General features: G+C 55.6%; 16 protein-coding genes. 11 read left to right on the plus strand and 5 right to left on the minus strand.

Going from position 1 to position 20,450, the window contains the following annotated elements; all coding sequences use genetic code 11:
- Nucleotide 1: 1 nt before the first annotated feature.
- A complete protein-coding gene (gene ndk / locus ACR0EO_RS04910) occupies nt 2-424 on the minus strand; it encodes a nucleoside-diphosphate kinase (RefSeq protein ID WP_155143779.1) in 423 nt (140 codons plus the stop codon).
- 115 nt (nt 425-539) lie between these two features.
- Nucleotides 540-1,742 carry a multidrug effflux MFS transporter gene (locus ACR0EO_RS04915; RefSeq protein WP_480687555.1) on the minus strand — a complete coding sequence of 401 codons (1,203 nt, stop codon included), beginning with the start codon at nt 1,740-1,742 and terminating at the stop codon, nt 540-542.
- Nucleotides 1,743-1,850: 108 nt separating this feature from the next.
- Between ACR0EO_RS04915 and ACR0EO_RS04920 the strand changes: the two genes are divergently transcribed.
- The 7 genes from ACR0EO_RS04920 (at nt 1,851) to ACR0EO_RS04950 (ending at nt 8,787) form a co-directional block, all read left to right on the plus strand.
- Nucleotides 1,851-3,704, plus strand: a complete 1,854-nt coding sequence (locus tag ACR0EO_RS04920) for an ABC-F family ATP-binding cassette domain-containing protein (protein ID WP_480687557.1) — start codon at nt 1,851-1,853, stop codon at nt 3,702-3,704.
- A complete protein-coding gene (locus tag ACR0EO_RS04925) occupies nt 3,701-4,321 on the plus strand; it encodes a MarC family protein (RefSeq protein ID WP_480687559.1) in 621 nt (206 codons plus the stop codon). The genes ACR0EO_RS04920 and ACR0EO_RS04925 overlap by 4 nt, the downstream gene beginning before the upstream one ends.
- 40 nt (nt 4,322-4,361) lie before the next feature.
- Nucleotides 4,362-4,943, plus strand: coding sequence for a retropepsin-like aspartic protease family protein (locus ACR0EO_RS04930; RefSeq protein WP_480687561.1), 582 nt, complete (start codon nt 4,362-4,364; stop codon nt 4,941-4,943).
- A gap of 59 nt (nt 4,944-5,002) precedes the next feature.
- Nucleotides 5,003-5,623 carry an ImuA family protein gene (locus tag ACR0EO_RS04935; protein ID WP_480687563.1) on the plus strand — a complete coding sequence of 207 codons (621 nt, stop codon included), beginning with the start codon at nt 5,003-5,005 and terminating at the stop codon, nt 5,621-5,623.
- A 65-nt stretch (nt 5,624-5,688) separates the two neighbouring features.
- The gene (locus ACR0EO_RS04940; protein WP_480687565.1) at nt 5,689-6,903 is read left to right on the plus strand and encodes an MFS transporter; all 1,215 of its coding nucleotides are present in this window, start codon (nt 5,689-5,691) and stop codon (nt 6,901-6,903) included.
- On the plus strand, nt 6,900-7,496 hold the full coding sequence (locus tag ACR0EO_RS04945; protein WP_480687567.1) for a YceI family protein: 597 nt from the start codon (nt 6,900-6,902) through the stop codon (nt 7,494-7,496). The genes ACR0EO_RS04940 and ACR0EO_RS04945 overlap by 4 nt, the downstream gene beginning before the upstream one ends.
- Nucleotides 7,497-7,566: 70 nt before the next feature.
- Nucleotides 7,567-8,787 carry an MFS transporter gene (locus tag ACR0EO_RS04950; protein ID WP_480687569.1) on the plus strand — a complete coding sequence of 407 codons (1,221 nt, stop codon included), beginning with the start codon at nt 7,567-7,569 and terminating at the stop codon, nt 8,785-8,787.
- 34 nt (nt 8,788-8,821) lie between these two features.
- Here ACR0EO_RS04950 and ACR0EO_RS04955 read toward each other — a convergent pair whose 3' ends face one another.
- Together ACR0EO_RS04955 and ACR0EO_RS04960 are read right to left on the minus strand one after the other, a co-directional pair.
- Entirely contained in the window at nt 8,822-10,492 is a 1,671-nt protein-coding gene (locus ACR0EO_RS04955) for a flotillin family protein (protein WP_480687571.1), read from the minus strand.
- Nucleotides 10,493-10,526: 34 nt separating this feature from the next.
- Nucleotides 10,527-11,243: an OB-fold-containig protein gene (locus tag ACR0EO_RS04960; protein ID WP_480687574.1), complete on the minus strand. Its 717-nt coding sequence runs from the start codon at nt 11,241-11,243 to the stop codon at nt 10,527-10,529.
- A gap of 256 nt (nt 11,244-11,499) precedes the next feature.
- Here ACR0EO_RS04960 and metG point away from each other — a divergent pair, with 256 nt between their 5' ends.
- The 3 genes from metG to ACR0EO_RS04975 all read left to right on the plus strand — a co-directional run bounded on the left by metG (nt 11,500) and on the right by ACR0EO_RS04975 (nt 17,788).
- Nucleotides 11,500-13,218 (plus strand): methionine--tRNA ligase, encoded by a 1,719-nt coding sequence (gene metG / locus ACR0EO_RS04965; RefSeq protein WP_480687576.1) that lies wholly within the window; start codon nt 11,500-11,502, stop codon nt 13,216-13,218.
- Between the two features lie 268 nt (nt 13,219-13,486).
- A complete protein-coding gene (locus ACR0EO_RS04970; protein ID WP_480687578.1) occupies nt 13,487-14,647 on the plus strand; it encodes an efflux RND transporter periplasmic adaptor subunit in 1,161 nt (386 codons plus the stop codon).
- 3 nt (nt 14,648-14,650) lie between these two features.
- Nucleotides 14,651-17,788, plus strand: coding sequence for an efflux RND transporter permease subunit (locus ACR0EO_RS04975; protein WP_480687580.1), 3,138 nt, complete (start codon nt 14,651-14,653; stop codon nt 17,786-17,788).
- 39 nt (nt 17,789-17,827) lie between these two features.
- On the opposite strand, the gene glpD is transcribed toward ACR0EO_RS04975, so the two are convergent.
- The gene (gene glpD, locus ACR0EO_RS04980) at nt 17,828-19,414 is read right to left on the minus strand and encodes a glycerol-3-phosphate dehydrogenase (RefSeq protein WP_480687582.1); all 1,587 of its coding nucleotides are present in this window, start codon (nt 19,412-19,414) and stop codon (nt 17,828-17,830) included.
- Nucleotides 19,415-19,604: 190 nt separating this feature from the next.
- On the opposite strand from glpD, the gene ACR0EO_RS04985 reads away from it, so the two are divergent.
- Nucleotides 19,605-20,366, plus strand: a complete 762-nt coding sequence (locus ACR0EO_RS04985; protein ID WP_480687584.1) for a DeoR/GlpR family DNA-binding transcription regulator — start codon at nt 19,605-19,607, stop codon at nt 20,364-20,366.
- Nucleotides 20,367-20,450 lie beyond the last annotated feature (84 nt).

The following is a 20,450-nucleotide window of genomic DNA, read 5'->3' on the forward strand; positions in this document are numbered from 1 at the left end:
ATTAGCCGACCAGTTCGATACCCGAGAAGAAGTATGCGATTTCGACCGCTGCGGTTTCAGGAGCGTCTGAACCGTGGACCGAGTTTTCGCCAACCGATTCAGCGAACTCGGCACGGATGGTGCCGGCGGCCGCGTCTGCAGGGTTGGTTGCGCCCATGACTTCACGGTTCTTTGCAATGGCGCCTTCGCCTTCCAGAACCTGAACAACAACCGGAGCCGACGACATGAATTCGCACAGTTCGTCATAGAACGGACGCTCGGCGTGTACTTCGTAAAACTTGCCGGCTTGCTCTTTGGTCATGTGGATGCGCTTTTGCGCAACAATGCGCAGGCCAGCTTCTTCAAATTTGGCATTGATTTTGCCAGTCAGGTTGCGGCGGGTTGCATCGGGTTTGATGATCGAGAATGTGCGTTCCAGTGCCATGTCGGCCTCTCCTTACAATGTGGCGCGGGGTCCGCGCCGAAATCCATCGCGCGCCGCCTAACATGGTCTGTGGCTCATGAAAAGTGTTATGATGCCCTGCCCTGCTCTTTGCTGTTCAGATTGTGTCAGGCAGCGGGTCCAAACGGTCGACACGCTGAACATACAATACGGCGAGCAAACCGACGAAACTGCTTGCGCACATCATACTCAGAACCACGTACGGAGCGTTTTCAGGGCTGACCAAGGCACCCGTCATCGAGGTCAAGATGGCCCCCAATGCCACGACCAACGCTCCGGACAATCCGGCGGCGCTGCCTGCCAGTTTAGGTCTTACCGACATAACCCCGGCCGATGCGTTGGCGTTGGTCAGACCATTGCCAAACCCAACACAAATGGCCGCCCCAAAGAAAACCCACACACTTCCAAAGCCGGTAACAAACAAAACCAACCCCAAAAATGGCCCGGACGAAGCGACGATCCGCCCCATCAGGATCATTGTCGTCAGCCGAGTGCGCGCCGCGATCCTGCCGGTCACAAAGTTACCAACCATGAAGCCGCCGGTGATGATGCCGATACCCAAACCTAGCATCGCCGGGCTTAGATCGAACCAAGCAGCGGCAACAAGCGGCGCACCTGTGATGAAGCTGTAGAACCCTCCGATCGAGAAGGCTGCACACAAGGCATATCCCCAAAACCTGCGAGCTCGAAACAGGTGCGGGTACTCTCGAAATTGCGCGGCAAAGGTCGAGGACCTGTCCCTATTGGTTTCGCCCATATCGAACCACAATAGCGCCAAGAGCCCTGCCCCCAGCACCGAGTAGAGAACAAACCCGGAGCGCCAGCCAAAAGCCATATCCAATGCGCCGCCCAACATCGGTCCGAGCATCGGAGCCAGAGCCATAGCCATTGCAACATAGCCCAACTTACTGGCGGCTTCGTTCGAAGAGTACCGATCTCGGATCGAGGCACTGGACAGCACCGATCCAGCGACTACGGATGCTTGCAACAGACGAAACCCAAGAAACGGCCAGATCGTTTCTGATAGCGCACATCCCAAAGAAGCAATCGCAAAGACAGCCATGCAGATCAACAAAACAGGCCGGCGCCCGTAGCGATCCGATAGCGGCCCCATAATCAACTGCAACACAGCGGAAACCGCGAGGTATCCAGCGACCGAAAGATTCACGAGCCCATAGTCCACCCCGAAGTCTTCACTCATATGAGCCAAGGAAGGCAGGAACATATTCAGCGATAGCACGGATAGCGCCGTGGCAAAGATCAACGTGATCAAAGATGGGGGCGTCTGAGCCGCGCGCATGTCGAAAACCGTTTAAGAAAAGCAAACGAGACAGCGCTAACACATTGCTTGCACGTTGAACATGCTAAGCGTCTGGCGGCGGCACCACGGCTCTGCTAAGAGCGGCTCATGCTACGGATCGAAGACATCACCTATGCCGTTGAAGGCCGCCCCCTGTTCGACGGGGCCAGTGCAACCATCCCTGACGGCCACAAGGTTGGTCTGGTCGGGCGCAATGGGACTGGCAAAACCACCCTCTTTCGCCTGATCCGAGGTGAGTTAGCCTTGGAATCCGGCAATATCTCGATCCCGAAACGAGCTCGGATTGGCGGTATTGCGCAAGAGGTGCCGTCTTCGGATGTATCGCTGATCAACACGGTTCTTGCTGCTGATACCGAACGCAGCGCTTTGATGGCTGAGTCCGAAAGCGCCGAAGACCCTGCCCGCATCGCCGAGATCCAGACCCGTCTGGCCGATATCGACGCCTGGTCAGCCGAAGCGCGTGCAGCTTCGATCCTGAAAGGCCTGGGGTTTGACGACGAAGACCAGTTGCGCCCTTGTTCCGACTTCTCGGGCGGTTGGCGGATGCGCGTGGCACTTGCGGCAGTTTTGTTCTCTCAGCCCGATCTGCTGCTGCTGGACGAACCGACCAACTATCTGGACCTCGAAGGTGCGCTGTGGCTGGAAAGCTACTTGGCCAAGTATCCGCACACGGTAATCATCATCAGTCACGACCGCGGACTATTGAACCGGGCGGTGGGATCCATCCTGCATTTGGAGGACCGGAAGCTAATCTATTATGCGGTGCCCTATGACAAGTTCGCCGAACGTCGCGCAGAACGGTTGGCACAGGCGGAATCTGAAAACGCCAAAGCCAAGGCCCGCATCGCCCATTTACAAAGCTTTGTCGACCGTTTCCGATATAAGGCGTCTAAGGCTGTTCAAGCTCAATCGCGTCTGAAGATGATCGAGCGCATCCAACTGGTCTCGACCCCGCAAGAGGCTGCTCTGCGCGCGTTTTCCTTCCCCGAGCCTGAGGAACTTTCGCCCCCTATCATTCAGATCGAAGGCGGCGTGACGGGGTATGGCGAGACTGAAGTACTGCGCCGGCTGAACCTGCGAATTGATCAGGACGACCGCATCGCACTGCTAGGCAAGAACGGTCAGGGCAAATCGACTCTTTCAAAGCTTCTGTCCGATCGCCTGCCATTGATGGCAGGCAAAATGAGCCGCAGCAACAAGCTGCGCATCGGTTACTTTGCACAGCATCAAGTCGATGAGCTGCATGTAGACGAAACACCCCTGGATCACCTGCGCCGCCTGCGCCCGGACGAGGCACCGGGTAAATGGAGATCGCGTCTGGCGGGTTTTGGTCTGAATTCGGATCAGGCGGAAACGCTTGTCGGTCGTTTGTCGGGCGGCCAAAAAGCGCGACTCTCGCTGCTGATCGCGACAATAGACGCCCCGCATATGCTGATCCTCGATGAACCGACCAACCACCTGGATATCGAAAGTCGAGAAGCACTGGTCGAGGCACTAACCGCGTATTCGGGTGCGGTGGTTCTGGTCAGTCACGACATGCATCTGCTGTCTTTGGTTGCAGACCGGCTGTGGCTGGTTTCGGACGGAACAGTCAAACCGTTTGAAGGAGACCTCGAGACCTATCGTGCCACACTGTTGGCCCGCGACAAACCGGTCAAGGCAAAGCCGCAAGTCACAAAGCCGAAACGCCCCTCTCGCGAGGCAATGCTGGCCTTGCGAGCCGATTTGCGCAAATGCGAAGAACGGATCGAGAAGCTGTCGGATATGCACGACAAGCTTTCGACGAAACTGGCAGACCCAGCCTTGTACGAAGATGACAAAATCAATGACCTTGAGACTTGGAACCGCAAGTTCGCTGAGGTAGTCGAGGCTATGCAGAAGGCTGAAACTCTTTGGGTAGCCGCTGCAGAACGACTCGAAAACGCCGAGAACGCCGCATGATGGACATGGCCTTTTTCATCACCGCCTTCACGACGCTGTTCGTGGTGATCGACCCATTCGGAACCACGCCGATTTTCGTGGCGCTGACCCAGGACATGGACGCAAAGACACGTCGCAAAACTGCGATCCGCAGTTGCTTGACCGCCGTGTTCATCCTGATTGCATTTGCTGCCTTTGGTGAAGCTGTCCTAGGGTTCGTCGGTATCTCAATGGAAGCATTCCGCGTGGCCGGTGGTGCACTTTTGTTCCTGACCGCGCTTGATATGCTATTCGACCGCCGAACAAAAAGGCGTGAGGATCGAGCCGAGGAAGAAGAGCACCCGGACCCCTCCGTGTTTCCCTTGGCCATTCCACTGATCGCTGGCCCGGGTTCTATCGCCACAATCATTCTTCTGGCCGGGCAACATCCCGGAATTTTGGGCATTGCCGAAGCCTGCATCGTCATGCTGGCCGTGATGGCCGTGGTTCTGGCCTTCTTCCTGTCGGGCGGTTTGATCGCGCGCATACTGGGTAAAACAGGTCTGAATGTTCTGACCCGCTTGTTGGGTATGCTGCTGGCAGCCCTGTCGGTTCAGTTCATTTTGGATGGCCTCAAGGCCTTTGGTTTTGCGTCGTAAATCCCCATATTAGCTTAAGTGTAGTTTCTGGGGTTTTGGCATGGACGGCGACAGCATTGGACGTTTGGTATATCTGGTCGTACTCGGCGCTGCCGTTGTGGCGTGGTTCGTTTCGCAAAACCGCCAATCACTGAATAAAACGATGCAACAGGCGATGGCTTGGGTTTTTATTTTCGTCGGTGCGATTGCCGTTGTCGGTCTTTGGGAAGACATCCGCTCGACAGTAGGCCCTGCTCCGCAAATGACAGTCACCGGCGAAACGATCCAAGTGCCTCGCTCCTATGATGGCCACTATTACCTGCCGGTTTTGGTGAATGGAGAGCCGATTACCTTTCTCGTCGACACAGGCGCCAGCCAGATCGTTTTGAGCGAACAAGATGCCAAGCGAATTGGTATCGACCCTGACCAGCTAAATTACCTTGGCCGAGCCTCAACCGCCAATGGAGAGGTGCGCACTGCACCCGTCCGGTTGGACAGCCTTGAGCTGGGTCCGATCACCGACCATGGCGTCGCAGCCTGGGTCAATGAAGGCGATTTGCGTCAATCACTGCTAGGCATGGATTATTTGCATCGTTTCTCGAATATCCAGTTCACAGATGGCCGTATGATCTTGTCCCGATAAAGGGGGCTCGACAAAACTCCAGAATTGAGAACAAAATGTGAACATGCTAGAGTGGTGGCATGTCTACAAACCTTCTTGGCCGTAAACCCGCGCGTGAGGCGCCGGGACTGGCCCTGCATCCACAGATCACCCTGCAACTGGGTCGTGTGCACGAGGCTTGCGGCCCCGCCCGGCGCAGTTTTGCCATGTGGTTGGCCGGTCAGGCGCAGGGGCCGGTGCTATGGATTTCCCCCGCGTGGGAGCCCGGCCAACTGAACCCCGATGGAATGATGCCCTTTGCTGATCCTGCCCGGTTCCTGTTCGTCCGCCCTACCCGCGCCGAGGATCTACTGTGGTGTATGGAAGAGGCGCTGCGCAGCGGAGCTATTCCACTGATCATTGGTGACCTGCCCGGCGCACCCGGACTGACTCCGGTACGGCGCATGCATCTGGCTGCCGAACAGGGCGGCACGATGGGGCGGGCTCCGCTGGGCCTGTTGCTGACGCCCGGTGACGGCGGCGCGCAAGGGGTTGAGACCCGTTGGCACATGGCCGCGAACCATCAGGGTGAGGCCCGATGTTGGACCCTGACCCGTCGCCGCGCCCGCGCTCTTCCCCCGGTCAGTTGGCAAGCCACTCAGACCAAACCGCGCGCGGGACTGAGCCTGACGCGGACTGGTGCCGAAGATGCTTTGGTGTGACACCTCACAAAGTTAAGAAAACAAGTGACTGGCAAAAGCCTCACCCCCGCCCTAGCGTTTTTTTCATGAGCCACCCGATCCATGACAGCCGATACTCTTGGCTTAGACTGATAATCACGCTTGCCATTGCGATGGTAGCGAATGTCGGAATGTGGGCGGTAATCGTGGTAATGCCCGCCGTCGAAGCACAATTCGAGGCTGGCCGGGCCGAGGCCTCTTTGCCTTACGTATTGGCAATGATCGGCTTTGCATTGGGAAACATGTGGCTGGGCCAAATGGTCGATCGTCTGGGGGTAACCAGGGCATTGATCGGCGCTGCCGTTCTCAGCGCGATCAGCTATCTACTGGCGACGTGGGCTCCTAATATATTGCTGCTGTCGGTTGCACATCTGTTGCTGGGTCTTGGCACTTCGATCGGGTTTGGGCCACTGATCGCAGATATCTCGCATTGGTTTATGCGGCGACGCGGGATTGCGGTGGCACTAGTGGCTAGCGGAAACTATTTGTCCGGTGCCATTTGGCCCACCATGCTATCTGGCATTTTGGCACGTGATGGCTGGCAACAGGTTTATCTGACGCTCGCCGTAATGACCTTGGCGGTCGTCATCCCCTTGTCTCTCCTACTACGCCGCCAAGTACCGGATGAGGCACACACCACCGCTGCCGCCAACGCGCAAATCAATGCGCGCAGTGTTGGAATATCCCCGCGCGCCTTGCAGTATATTCTGGGGCTGGCCGGGATTGGTTGCTGCGTCGCCATGTCGATGCCCCAAGTGCATATCGTGTCTTATTGTGTCGGATTGGGGTATGGCCCGGCAGTAGGGGCCGAGATGTTGTCACTGATGCTACTGGGAGGCGTGGTCAGCCGCGTAATATCGGGACTGGTAGCTGACAAGCTTGGCGGGATCATGACTCTGCTAATTGGTTCCGTTCTACAGTGCATAGCACTGTTTCTGTTCCTTCCCTACGACGGAATGGTCTCGCTGTATGTCATTAGTCTTTTGTTCGGACTGGCGCAGGGCGGTATTGTACCCAGCTATGCGCTGGTCGTCCGAGAGTACATGCCACCGAAAGAAGCCGGTGCACGCGTCGGCTTCGTGATGATGATGACCATTATGGGCATGGCCCTAGGTGGTTGGATGTCAGGATGGATTTACGACTTTACCGGAAATTACCAATTGGCCTTTATCAACGGGATACTGTGGAACGGTTTGAACATCGCGATCCTGTTGATGCTTCTGCAACGTTCTAGGCCCCGCAAACAGGAGGCTTTGGCATGATCCAACTTACGCGCCGCGCCGTCGTGGCAGGGCTAGCCACCCTCCCCCTCTGCAAACCGGCTGCTGCCGGGCTCAGCTCATACAAACTGGTGCCCGAAGGGACATCAGTCGATTTTACCTTCGATCTGTCCGGTATCGCCCAGTCCGGCACCATGCCGGTCGAATCCGCCGACATTCAGATCGACCTTTTTGATCTGACCAACAGCCGAGTGAATGTCATTCTGAACGTGGCAAAAGCGCGAACCAAATTGCCATTCGCGCGAACGCCGATGCTCAGCAAAGACGTGCTGGATGCAGAAACCTTCCCCACCATCCAGTTTGTATCCAGGCAGATCAAATTAGGTGACGGTGGACGTATCTCGCGCGGAGCCAAGGTTATCGGAGATCTGACCCTGCGTGGTGTGACACGCCCCATAGCCCTTCAAGCTGATCTATTCCGCCGACCTGGTAGCACCGCAGACAGCCTTGATGATCTCTCAATTAATCTGATCGGAGCAGTAAACCGTCATGATTTCGGAGCTTCCGGTTACGCTGATCTGGTACAAGACACCGTAGGTCTCGACATTCAGGCCGAGATCAAACGCACCGGATAGACAAAAAACGACGCCATAAAGTCGAATAGTTGCGCGCAACGTGGGGCTATTTCACCAATCTGAGATTATCATGCGCACGATTATTTCTTTTGCCGCCCTGTTTCTTTCCGTCATTCTACTGCAGCTTTCGACGGGTGGCGTTGGCCCATTGGACGCCATCTCGGGTTTGACGCTGGATTTCACAACCGAGCAGATCGGCCTGCTGGGTTCGGCCCATTTTATCGGCTTTTTCATAGGTTGCTGGTGGGTTCCGCGCCTTATGGGAAGCGTCGGTCATTCCCGCGCGTTTGCGGTTTGCACGGCCTTGGGGGCAATGGGGCTGCTGGGTCATACACTGACCGACAATCCTTATGTCTGGGCCGCATTGAGGATCGCATCCGGGACTTGCGTCGCGGGTTGCTACACTGTGATTGAGGCATGGCTAAACGCAAAAGTGACCAACGAAACCCGAGGCAGAGCGATGGGCACCTACCGTATCGCGGATCTTGGTGCGTCGTTGTGCGCCCAGCTTATCATCGCTGTTCTACCGCCCGCGTCTTATGTTTCGTACAACTTGCTGGCCATCCTGTGCTGCGCTTCTTTGCTACCGCTGACCCTGACTAAAGCAAGTCAGCCCAAAACGCCTGATGCACCGCGCCTGCGTCCGAAACTGGCTTGGACAAACTCTCCGCTAGCCGTGGCCGGGGTTATCGTGGCCGCGCTCAGCTCCGCCTCGTTCCGAATGGTGGGTCCGGTTTATGGGCAAGAGGTTGGTCTGGATGTGGACCAGATTGCGTTCTTCCTCGCCTCTTTCGTTCTGGGCGGCGCATTGGCGCAGTATCCACTAGGATGGCTGGCCGACAAGTACGACCGCCGTTGGGTATTGATCTGGTTGTCCGCAGCGGCTGTTCTTAGCTGCGGCGTTACAATGGCCGCCAGCAGCACCGGAACGCTCGGCGTTATGCTAGCCGCGGTATTCTTCGGCCTTACGACGTTCCCGATCTTTTCGGTCTCATCCGCCCATGCCAATGACTTTGCCACAACAGAGCAGCGAGTCGAATTGGCGGCAGCCTTGATGTTCTGGTACGCGTTGGGAGCGATTGCATCGCCTTATATCTCGTCCACGCTGATACAACAGTTTGGCCCCGGCGCGCTTTTTGGGTTCGTGGCCGTCGGGCATCTGGGATTGATCGTTTTCGGCCTTGCCAGGATGAAATCGCGCCCTACCCCAGAAGAACGCACAAATTATGTCTATGCACCACGCACGTCGTTCACGATTGGAAGGTTGCTAAAAAAATCGCGGGAAGAATAGAAAAAGGGCCGGTAAGAACCGGCCCTTTCCTGTTTTATTGTGTAAGCGGGGTATCTTCTTCGACGACCTCAACCACTTTTGCAGGCTCCGAAGTCTGCTCGAGCGCTCCATTCACAACGCCACCGACGCCGTTTTCCATAGACAGGCCCAGCTCTTCACCCAGCTTTTTGAGCGCAGGCATTTGAACCGCCATGCCCATGATCGAGTCCAGCGCTTGATTTACGACCGGCTTGTCGCTGTTGGCCGCGCCTCCCCCTGCCGCACCGCCGATGCCACCTACCTGATGGATCTTGATCGAGTCGATCTTCTCGGCAGGTTTGACCATCTCCGAGATGATTGACGGCATGGTTTCGATACGAGCCATATCAACCTTCATACGGATTTGTTCCGGTGACAGCGCATTGTCTGCCTCTACAATCGCGCGCTTACCTTCCGCTTCGGCCAGCATGTCGTTTTTCTTGGCCTCAGCCCGAATGTTGAGCGCGTCTGCTTCGGCCTGGGCTTCCTCACGGCGGGCTTCGGCACGGTCAGCGGCGGCCTCTTTCTCGGCCTGCGCAGACAAACGGATCGCGGTCGCCTGACGCTCGGCTTCACGTGTCGCTTCGATCAATACGATCTGCTTCTGGCGTTCGGCTTCAGCAACCTGTCGCGCGGTGGATACGGCTTCGCTCGCTTTGGTTGCCTCTGCACGGGCCAAGTCGGCAGATGCGCGTGCGCGGCTTTCTTCTTCGGACTTCTGCGCAATGATGATCTGGCGTTCTTGCTCTGCCACTTCGATTTCACGCTCCTTGGCAATCTCGGCATCGCGGATTTTGCGCTCACGCTCAATTTCAGCGGCCCGAATAGCCTCTTCACGAGCGATACGCGCGCGTTCGGTTTCCCTTACCGAGTCCTCGGTCCGTGCCGCGATCTCGGCCTCTTGCGCCACGCGCATGGTTTCGACCTTTTGGGTCTGCTCGATGCGAGCCTGCGCTTCGTCCTGCTCAATCAACAGCTTTTGACGTTGTGCTTCCATCGCGGCGCGGCGCACCTCAACCTCGGCCTCAGCATCAATCTGCGCGCGCTCTTTCTTGGATACCGCAATGACCTCGGCCAGTTTGCGCATACCTACAGCGTTAAAGGCGTTGTTTTCGTCCAGTGCTTCGAACGGTGTCTGGTCCAGCGCGGTCAGAGAAACGGATTCCAGCGACAGGCCGTTTTTAAGCAGGTCTTCGGACACCGCATTTTGAACCTCTTGCACAAAATCAGCGCGGTTTTCATGCAACCCGTCCATGGTCATCTGAGCCGCCACAGCACGCAAACCGTCGATCAGTTTGCCCTCAATCATCTCGCGCAATTGCTCGACATCAAAGGTGCGGTCGCCTAGCGTTTGCGCCGCGCGAGCGATGCCTTCATCCGTTGCCATAACTGAGACATAGAACTCGACGCCTACATCCACACGCATACGGTCCTTGGTGATCAGAGCCGCCTCAGCACTACGCTGCACTTCAAGGCGCAGAGTCTTCATGTTTACAGGGCTGACCTCGTGCAAAAGCGGGATAACCCAGGTGCCGCCGTCCATTATAACCCTTTTGCCGCCTGCCCCGGTTTTCACCAAGCTGACCTCGCGGGTAGTCCGACGATAAAGCCGCTTTAGGATCAGTCCAATTAACGCGGGTACCGCCAATGCAACCGCAACGATGACGATTAGGAAATCGAGTTCCATGCAAAATCCTCCGTGTAGGGGTTTGAAATTTTGATTATTCTGAGAGGCCGACCAGAACGAACCGATCACGACGCCTGTCGCGCAGAACAAGAACATCAGTGCCCTGCACGAGCGTATCTTTGTCCTGCAACGGTTCAGCACGCAGATAGTGGGTGTTGCCGAACCGGTCCATAACGCGCACTTCGGCAGGACGGCCACGCGTGGAAGTGCCCTGAGTGATCACACCGCGCCGACGCGCAAGCATTCGTTCGGAAACCGACTCTGTTTCAACCTTGGGCAGCAAGCGGGCGAAAACACTACCAAAGCCGCGCGCAAACCACAGACCAAAGGCTCCGGCCGGAATGGCTGCCATCCAGCTTGGTAAATCGAATCCAAGTAAGTCGCGCAGTGCCAATTGTAGGCCCATGCCGGACAAGCCGAACCCTGCAAGAAAAACCGCAAGCCATATCATGAATGGCACCTTGCCGATCCCCAGCCATGACAGTGGACCTGCGTGAGTTACATTAGGTGCTTCTGCCTCGACTTCGGCCAGTTCAAAGTCGCCCAGATCTACATCCGCGTCGATATCCAGTTCGAAGTCTGCGATATCCAAATCTGGTGCATCGACCATATCCAGATCGGCCTCGCCCTCGCCGGCCAACAGGCTGCCACCTACCATCAAGGCCACCAACTCCAGCCCCAGAAGACCGAACAACAGCGCAAGCGAAATGGTAAAGGGCACAAATGCACCCTCGAGCAAAAAGTCGAACATCAGCGGATCGCCCTCGTTATTGTATACTTTGGTATACACTTTAGGTGGGAAGTCATTTCAATTTTTCAAGATGTTGTGATTCTGATTTTCAACCTATGGGTATTGTGTGGTTGCTCTGAGGTGCAATCCGCAATCTCGATTCAGACTGTTTTTCCCTGATCCGATTGCCGAAAAGAGCATCATGGCAAAAGCCGGGCTTTTTCTAACCAGTGACATACTGTAGACGAGCCGGCAGATAGTTACGTGGAAGCGCAAAATGGCTCGGATTCTCATCACCTCGGCGATCCCTTACATCAACGGGATCAAGCACCTCGGCAACCTGATCGGCTCGCAATTGCCTGCCGACTTGTACGCGCGTTATCAGCGCGGCCGGGGAAATGAGGTCATGTTCCTGTGCGCGACAGATGAACATGGCACACCAGCTGAACTGGCCGCTGCCAAGGCGGGTAAACCAGTGGCCGAGTATTGTGCCGAGATGCACGGCGTACAATCTGACATCGCCGATCGATTTGGGCTGAGCTTTGATCACTTCGGCCGCTCGTCCAGCGATCAGAACAAGCATCTGACTCAGCATTTCGCCGGCAAACTCGACGATGCCGGTCTGATCCGTGAAGTCAGCGAGAAACAGGTGTATTCCAACGCCGACGGTCGCTTCTTGCCTGACCGCTACATCGAAGGTACCTGCCCCAACTGTGGCTATGACCGTGCGCGCGGTGACCAGTGCGAGAACTGCACCAAGCAGCTGGATCCAACCGATTTGATCGAACCGCGCTCCGCCATTTCCGGCTCGACCGATCTGGAAGTGCGTGAAACCAAGCACCTGTATCTGCGTCAGTCCGCGATGAAGGATCAGCTGGACGCTTGGATCGACAGCAAGTCGGACTGGCCGATCCTGACGACATCGATTGCGAAGAAGTGGCTGCATGACGGTGACGGCCTACAGGATCGCGGCATCACTCGAGATCTGGATTGGGGTGTTCCGGTCAAGAAAGGTGATCAGGACTGGCCGGGAATGGAAGGCAAGGTCTTTTACGTCTGGTTTGACGCCCCCATCGAATACATCGCTTGCGCCAAAGAATGGGCCGACGCCAACGGCAAGCTAGATTCCGAATGGGAGCGTTGGTGGCGCACCGATAAGGGCGCGGATGACGTTCGCTATGTCCAGTTCATGGGCAAAGACAACGTTCCTTTCCACACGCTCAGCTTCCCTGCCACAATTCTGGGCTCGGGCGAGCCGTGGAAGATGGTCGACCACCTGAAATCGTTCAACTACCTGAATTATGACGGCGGCCAGTTTTCGACCTCTCAGGGCCGTGGCGTCTTTATGGATCAGGCATTGGAAATCCTGCCCGCCGACTTCTGGCGATGGTGGCTGCTGAGCCATGCGCCGGAAAGCAGCGACAGTGAGTTCACCTGGGAGAACTTCCAGCAATCCGTGAACAAAGACCTGGCCGACGTTCTGGGTAACTTCGTCAGCCGGATCACCAAGTTCTGCCGCTCAAAGTTTTCCGAGGCCGTGCCTGAAGGCGGCACCTATGGCGAGCGAGAACAGGCGCTAGTCGAAGAACTGACCAAACGCGTCCGCGCCTATGAAGGCCATATGGAGGCGATGGAGGTTCGCAAATCGGCACAAGAACTGCGTGCAATCTGGGTTGCTGGTAACGAATACCTGCAAGCAGCGGCTCCTTGGTCGACGTTTAAGGAAGATCCCGAACAAGCTGCCGCACAAGTGCGCTTGGGTCTGAACCTGATCCGTCTGTACGCGGTCCTCAGCGCTCCGTTCATTCCTGAAACATCGGCGAAAATGCTGAGCGCAATGAACACACTGGACACGAGCTGGCCCGAAGATGTTGATGCCGCGCTGAATGCTCTGCCCGCTGGGCACGCGTTTACCGTCCCTGATGTGCTGTTCGCCAAAATTACCGACGAACAGCGTGAAGACTGGCAAACCAAATTTGCCGGAACTCGTGATTGAACGAGCGCACAATGCTCATTTGACGACGGGGGCCTCATGGTCCCCGTTTTTTTTGCTCAATAGCTAAAATTAGCCTCAGAGACGCGAACTCTCAGAGCTAAGTCGGCATGTAGACGCGAAAACTTCTGCAATTCTGTACAGTTAAATCGCATTCAAGAAGCTTGAGATATACGCGCAAAACGGCCATCCTGATCGGGAATTCATCGACTCGTCAAAGGGACCTGTCCCACTTTGGCGCAAAAACCGTAGTTTTAACGAGGCACCTGCCATGTCCCTTGCATTGAAGAACTTGAAATTCCGTCTTTACGGACCGGCCCTTGCCGCTGTTGTCTGTATGGGCATGGCTCACTCTGCCCTGGCGCAGGATCAAAGTGACGCGCCGCCGCCTAAAGTATCAATCGCGGCTGCCTACACTCAAGAAATCACAGAAGAAGCCGTCTTCATCGGTCGCGCCGAAGCAATCGATAAAGTGGACATCGTGGCTAGGGTAAATGGATTTCTTGAAAGCCAAGATGTGACTGACGGCTCACTTGTAAACCAAGATGACCTGCTGTTCACAATCGAACCCGATCTCTATGAGGCAACTCTAGAAGCTCGCAAAGCTGATCTGGATCGTGCAGAAGCCAGTTTGGAACTGGCCAAAGTCGAACTGGCCCGGAAAGAAGAACTCTACAGACGCGACGCGACCCCGGAATCCGAGCGGGACATCGCCCGAGCCAATGAATTGGTAGCCGAAGCGGAAGTCAAAGCAGCCAATGCAGCAATCCAGCAGGCAGAGTTGGATTTGAGTTATACAAAGATCCACGCCCCCTTCGCTGGGCGGATCGGCCGGGTGACCACAAGTGTAGGCGACGTTGTTGGGCCAACGAACCCTCCGCTCGTCAATTTGGTCAGTGAAGCACCAATCTACGTGAACTTCTCGTTAAACGAAAAGCAATTCACCTCAGTCCTTGAACAGTACGGTGAGAGCGCGGCCTCGTTGGCCGACAGCAACAAGAGCCCAAATGTGCACTTAACCCTGCCGAACGGGACCAATTTGGACGAGACTGGCGAGATTGTTTTCGTAGACAACCGCATCGACCCTCTGACCGGTGCAATCACCATTCGAGCTGAGTTCGAAAACAACAACCGCCTGATCGTAGATGGCCAATTCCTAAGCGTACAGATCGAAGCACTCGAACCAACCCTCGAAGTCCTGGTACCTCAGGCCGCTCTACAGCGCGATCAACGAGGTGATTTTGTTCTGGTCGTCAACGATAAGCAAATGGTCGAACAGCGCTACATCACAACCGGAGACACCGAAGGCACTGCCATTATCGTCAAAGATGGCCTTCGCGAAGGAGAAAGCGTCATTGTAGAGGGGTTGCAAAGGGTTCGTCCCGGTGTCGCCGTTGATGCCGTCGTGGCATCTGAGCAGCCGGGAGAGTAACCAATGTTCTCTGCCCTGTTCATTAGCCGGCCCAAGCTGGCGCTTGTTATTTCGCTGGTGCTAACCATCATGGGAGGCATCGGCTACCTGGTTCTGCCAGTCGCCCAGTTCCCTGATATCACGCCACCGGTTGTCAGCGTTACAACCACCTACACCGGCGCCAACGCCGAAACCGTGGAAAACACCGTCGCCGCGCCCATTGAGGCACAGGTGAACGGTGTGGACGACATGATCTACATGACGTCCACCTCTTCGGACAACGGCTCATACTCGCTGAACATTACGTTTGAGGTGGGAACAGACCCAGATATCGCTTCGGTCAACGTCCAGAACCGTGTGGCACAGGCGATGTCGTCTCTGCCAGCCGAGGTTACCTCATCGGGTGTGGTCACGCAAAAAGCGTCGACCAACATGCTATTGCTGGTCACCTTAACCTCGCCCGACGGCACCTATGACAGTGTGTTTTTGTCGAACTACGCGTCGATCAACCTAAAAGACGCGCTGGCGAGGGTGCAGGGTGTTGGTAAAGCGGACGTTCTGACCAATCTGGAATACGCCATGCGGATCTGGATGGATCCGGACCAAATGGCAGCCCTGTCCATCACACCGGGCGACGTGATCAACGCCATTCGTGAACAAAACGTTGAAGTGTCGGCGGGTTCAATTGGTGCTCCGCCAGTGCCCGAAGGGCAGACCTTTCAGTACACAATCAAAACCAAAGGGCGCCTGACCTCAGCGGCCGAATTCGGTGAGATCGTCATTCGTACCGGTGATGCTGGTTCCATTGTGCGCGTCAAAGACATTGCACGCGTGGAACTGGGTGCCGAGTACTACGCCGCCTCTGGTTACTTTGACAGTGTTCCTGCGACTGTCATCGGTATCTACCAGGCCCCGGGCGCAAACGCGCTGGCGGTGTCTGAACGTGTCGAGGCTGAATTGGAGCGCCTCTCGCGAACCTTCCCTACCGACGTAGAGTATGACGTTCCTTTCAACACCACTGACTTCGTTGAACAGTCTCTGAACGACGTGGTCTCAACCTTGATCCTGACGTTCATTCTTGTGATCTCGGTTGTGTTCGTTTTCCTTGGCAGTTGGCGCGCGACCATCATCCCGGCGGTTGCAATCCCGGTTTCGCTGATCGGTACATTTGCTTTCTTGCTGCTCTTTGGAATGTCACTTAACACCATCTCTTTGTTCGCTTTGGTTCTTGCCATCGGCATCGTGGTGGACGACGCGATCGTTGTTGTCGAAAACGTCGAACGTATCATTGCTGACGAGGGGCTACCCCCTGCCGAAGCGACCCGCAAAGCCATGGGGCAGATCACTGGTCCCGTGATTGCAACCACTCTGGTCTTGCTGGCGGTGTTCGTCCCTGTGACGTTCATGCCGGGGATTTCAGGACGGCTGTATTCGCAGTTCGCAGTAACCATCTCGACCGCAGTTGTGATCTCTTCGATCAATGCTCTGACCTTGTCGCCGGCATTGTGCGGGCTTGTTCTTCAAGCACGTTCGGGCCCTCCCAAAGGCCTGCTGGCTGTCTTTGAAAGGTTCATCGGCTCAATTCGCGGCGGCTATGTGGCCATTGTCCGCAAACTGCTGATCCTGCCCGTCATTGGGCTTGGCATCATCGTTGCACTGGCGATGGGGGCCGGAACCATCATGTCCAATACGTCCAGTGGCTTCCTGCCGCTTGAGGACAATGGCTACCTGTTTGTTGACATACAGTTGCCTGACGCGGCGACGCTTGAGCGTACCGAAGTTGTTTCGGAACGCGTCGACGATCAAATTCAACAGCTGCCAGGAGTCGCAAGCACCGTTTTGATCAACGGATATTCGTTGCTGAACGGAACCATCACCAATGGTTCGGCAATCTTCGTAAACCTCGACAACTGGGACGAACGACAGGACGACGATCTTAGCGCTGACGCGATTCTGGCGAAAATTTTGACCATCGCAAATGGCGAGTCGGCCGCCTCAATCGTGGCCTTCAACCCGCCGCCTATTCAGGGTTTGGGCATGTCGGCCGGTGTTGAGATGGAGGTCCAGCAAACAGGTGGCGGTTCGCCACAGGATCTTGCCTCGGCTGTGGGTTCGTTCGTTTACTCCGCGAACCAACGACCCGAAATCGGTCAGGCCTACACGACCTTCCGCGCGAACGTACCACAGTTGTTCGTCGATCTGGATCGCGAAAAAGCCAAGACGCTACAGGTGTCTGTGGCCGAGGTATTCCAGACCATGCAGGCACAATTGGGGTCGTACTACGTAAACGACTTCAACCTGTTTGGGCGAGTTTACCGCGTTATGATCCAAGCCGACGGCAGCTATCGTGACAAGGTGGAGGATATCTCGAACCTCTACGTTCGTTCGACAAAGGGCGAGATGGTTCCGCTTGGAACTCTGGTCGATGTCGAAAACGTACTTGGCCCGGTTCTGCTGAAACGCCACAACCTGTTCCGCTCGGCAACAGTGACTGCGGTTCCGGCTCTGGGACTTTCGACCGGTGACGCGATATCTGTAATGACCGAAGAATCAGCGACTGCCCTACCCCCAGGATATGCATTCGAATGGACTGGGACAGCGCAACAGCAGCTTGCCTCTGGTAGTCTGGTAATCATCATCTTGGGTTTGGCGATCCTGTTCGGATACCTGTTCCTTGTGGGGCAATATGAAAGCTGGACGATGCCGGTCTCAATCCTACTGTCGGTAATCGTTGCCCTATTCGGCGCGGTCGCGGCGGTGGCGATTGTCGGGAGCGATATCAACCTCTACACGCAAATCGGGATGATCATGCTTGTGGGCTTGGCATCTAAAAACGGTATTCTCATCGTGGAATTCGCGATGGAGCAGCGCGCCAATGGGCTGTCGATCAAAGACGCCGCCGCCGAAGCTGCCTATCAGCGTTTCCGCGCGGTCATGATGACCGCGCTGTCCTTCTTGCTGGGTGTTGTGCCGTTGCTTGCAGCAAGCGGCGCGGGTGCGGCCAGTCAGAAAGCAATCGGTGTGGCTGTATTTGGTGGCATGCTGGCAGCTACATTGGTTGGCGTCGTGCTGGTCCCAGTTCTCTATGCCCTGATGCAAGGGCTCAGAGAATGGATCAAAGGCACCAAGAACGATCCCGGGCCATCCGAGGAAACTGCATAACCTAATCGAAAAGCCCCGCCAAACCGGCGGGGCTTTTTCTTAGGCGGCAACCTGGGCGCCGCGTTGTTCCATCCAGTTCTGAATACGCTCGATCTCGTCGGTACTTAGCCGCAAACCCAACTTGTTTCGACGCCAAACCACATCATCGGCCTTACGTGCGTATTCCTTGTCCATCAGCCACTCAAGCTCCCGCTCTGTAAGCGTGGCGCCGAAGCTTTCACCCAAGTCATCAACAGACTTTGCATCGCCCAGAATAGCTCGGGCTTCGGTGCCATAGGCGCGCACCAAGCGTTCTGCCCAACCGCGACCAACAAAAGGGAAGTCCACCTCGAGCTTACCGATCAGATCCTGCACCCCATCAACCGGAAAATCACCGCCGGGCAAGGCAACCCTCGCCGTCCAAGGTCCGGGGAGATTAGGGAAATGCTCAGCCACTTTTTCCAAAGCGCTTTCGGCAAGCCGCCTGTAAGTTGTGATCTTTCCACCAAAGACATTGAGCACGGGTGCCCCGCCCTGCGCATCGACTTTCAGTGTATAATCCCGAGTAGCTGCTGTCGCACTGCTGGCACCGTCATCGTACAACGGGCGCACCCCAGAGTAAGTCCATACGACATCTTCTCGGGTGATCGGATTCTTGAAATACTTCGTCGCAAAGGCGCACAGATAATCTTGCTCGGCTTCGGTACAAATCGGAGGCTCTGAAGGGTCCGGATGATCCTGATCTGTCGTTCCAATCAGAGTGAAGTCACGCTCATACGGAATAGCAAAAATGATGCGTCCGTCCTCGCCCTGAAAGAAATAGCACTTGTCGTGATCAAACAACTTGCGGGTCACGATATGACTTCCTCGAACCAAGCGAACACCCTCGCGCGAATTCACTCGGATTTTCGTCTGGATGATGTCCCCAACCCAAGGGCCACCGGCGTTGATCAGCATTTTGGCTTTGATCACTCGTGTCTCGTCACTGTCGCGATCTTGGATCGTTACTTCCCACAAATCGTCGACACGCTCGGCCGAAAGAACTTCGGTACGCACCATAATCTTCGCCCCTCGCGCTTCCGCGTCTCGGGCGTTTAGGACAACCAGTCGCGCGTCTTCGATCCAGCAATCCGAATACTCATAGGCGGTTTCAAACTTGTCCTGCAGCGGCTGCCCTTCAAGGGCGGTTCTCAAGTTCAGCGAGCTTGTAGCCGGAAGGATTTTTCGCCCTCCCAGGTGATCATACATAAACAGCCCCAAACGTATCAGCCAAGCAGGGCGCCGCCCCTTCATCCAGGGCATAACCGTACTTAACAAGCGAGACGTTGGCGTCTCGGAATCAAAGCGCATGTCCTTGTGATACGGCAGCACGAAGCGCATCGGCCAACTAATATGTGGCATAGCCCGCAGAAGAGTTTCGCGTTCGATCAAGGCCTCACGCACAAGGCGAATTTCGAAATACTCCAAATAGCGAAGACCACCGTGAAACAGCTTGGTCGAAGCAGAAGACGTCGCCGAAGCAAGATCGTTCATCTCTGCCAAAGTCACCGATAGCCCCCGCCCCGCAGCATCACGAGCGATGCCGCACCCGTTTATGCCACCACCAATGATGAAAAGATCAGAGATCTGTTCTTGTGTCTGTTCCATGCCCGGTTGCTTCTCCATTCGTGGAAAACGTGGATCCGTTAAACGTACGATTCCTCGTTTCATCAGCGTTAGCTTTCGTTTATGTTCGTTTTGTCGCAATAGGAAGAGAAAAATGCGGTTACCCCATCAAACACTGTTGAAAGTTCCACAAAACAGAACAAAAACGAAAATGTCTTAGTTGGAGCAAACAGTGTCCCTTTCTTTTCGCCAGTCAGACATCCTGAACATCGCCAGACAAGACGGCCGCGTTATGGTCGAGGACTTGGCCGCGCGGTTTGAGGTGACGGTTCAAACAATCCGCCGGGATCTGTCCGAGTTGGCCGAAATGGGTAAACTTGATCGAGTGCACGGGGGTGCGGTTCTACGTTCAGGCGTATCGAACATCGGATATGAAGACCGTCGCGCCCTGAACGCGGACACCAAGGCACGCATCGCCCAAACTTGCGCACAGGACATTCCTGACGGGGCTTCGGTTTTTCTGAACATAGGCACATCGACCGAAGCTGTCGCCCGACAACTACTGGGTCACAAGGATCTGATGGTTGTGACCAACAACATGAATGTGGCGAATATCCTAGTCGACAACCCAGACTGCCAAATTGTTGTGGCGGGCGGTGTACTGCGACGCTCGGATGGTGGGTTGATTGGAAACCTGACTATTTCGACCATTGAACAGTTTAAGTTCGACTATGCCATCATCGGGTGTTCAGCATTGGACGCCCAAGGGGACCTTCTGGATTTTGATTTTCAGGAAGTTCGGGTGAGCCAAACAATCATAGCCCAGGCTCGTCAGACCTGCCTTGTGGCAGACCAATCCAAATTCCAGCGCACCGCACCGGCTCGAATTGCGTCTTTGTCAGATGTAGATGTCTTTTATACCGACCACGTCTTGCAAGAACACCTCACTCAGAAATGCTCAGAATGGCAAACACAATTGAAACTGTGTGGCTGACGTTAAGTAATTCGCATTAAAGATGAATCCCCAACTCTGGTTCTTGCCAGACCTGCATTCGCCTGACAAACTCAAGTAAATAGC

It is taken from the genome of Ruegeria sp. BE9, assembly GCF_056538765.1.

Bases quoted from the DNA above. Each gene is read 5' to 3' on its own strand.
- ndk (WP_155143779.1), bottom strand. From the start codon at position 424: ATGGCACTGGAACGCACATTCTCGATCATCAAACCCGATGCAACCCGC.
- ACR0EO_RS04915 (WP_480687555.1), bottom strand. From the start codon at position 1,742: ATGCGCGCGGCTCAGACGCCCCCATCTTTGATCACGTTGATCTTTGCC.
- ACR0EO_RS04920 (WP_480687557.1), top strand. From the start codon at position 1,851: ATGCTACGGATCGAAGACATCACCTATGCCGTTGAAGGCCGCCCCCTG.
- ACR0EO_RS04925 (WP_480687559.1), top strand. From the start codon at position 3,701: ATGATGGACATGGCCTTTTTCATCACCGCCTTCACGACGCTGTTCGTG.
- ACR0EO_RS04930 (WP_480687561.1), top strand. From the start codon at position 4,362: ATGGACGGCGACAGCATTGGACGTTTGGTATATCTGGTCGTACTCGGC.
- ACR0EO_RS04935 (WP_480687563.1), top strand. From the start codon at position 5,003: ATGTCTACAAACCTTCTTGGCCGTAAACCCGCGCGTGAGGCGCCGGGA.
- ACR0EO_RS04940 (WP_480687565.1), top strand. From the start codon at position 5,689: ATGAGCCACCCGATCCATGACAGCCGATACTCTTGGCTTAGACTGATA.
- ACR0EO_RS04945 (WP_480687567.1), top strand. From the start codon at position 6,900: ATGATCCAACTTACGCGCCGCGCCGTCGTGGCAGGGCTAGCCACCCTC.
- ACR0EO_RS04950 (WP_480687569.1), top strand. From the start codon at position 7,567: ATGCGCACGATTATTTCTTTTGCCGCCCTGTTTCTTTCCGTCATTCTA.
- ACR0EO_RS04955 (WP_480687571.1), bottom strand. From the start codon at position 10,492: ATGGAACTCGATTTCCTAATCGTCATCGTTGCGGTTGCATTGGCGGTA.
- ACR0EO_RS04960 (WP_480687574.1), bottom strand. From the start codon at position 11,243: ATGTTCGACTTTTTGCTCGAGGGTGCATTTGTGCCCTTTACCATTTCG.
- metG (WP_480687576.1), top strand. From the start codon at position 11,500: ATGGCTCGGATTCTCATCACCTCGGCGATCCCTTACATCAACGGGATC.
- ACR0EO_RS04970 (WP_480687578.1), top strand. From the start codon at position 13,487: ATGTCCCTTGCATTGAAGAACTTGAAATTCCGTCTTTACGGACCGGCC.
- ACR0EO_RS04975 (WP_480687580.1), top strand. From the start codon at position 14,651: ATGTTCTCTGCCCTGTTCATTAGCCGGCCCAAGCTGGCGCTTGTTATT.
- glpD (WP_480687582.1), bottom strand. From the start codon at position 19,414: ATGGAACAGACACAAGAACAGATCTCTGATCTTTTCATCATTGGTGGT.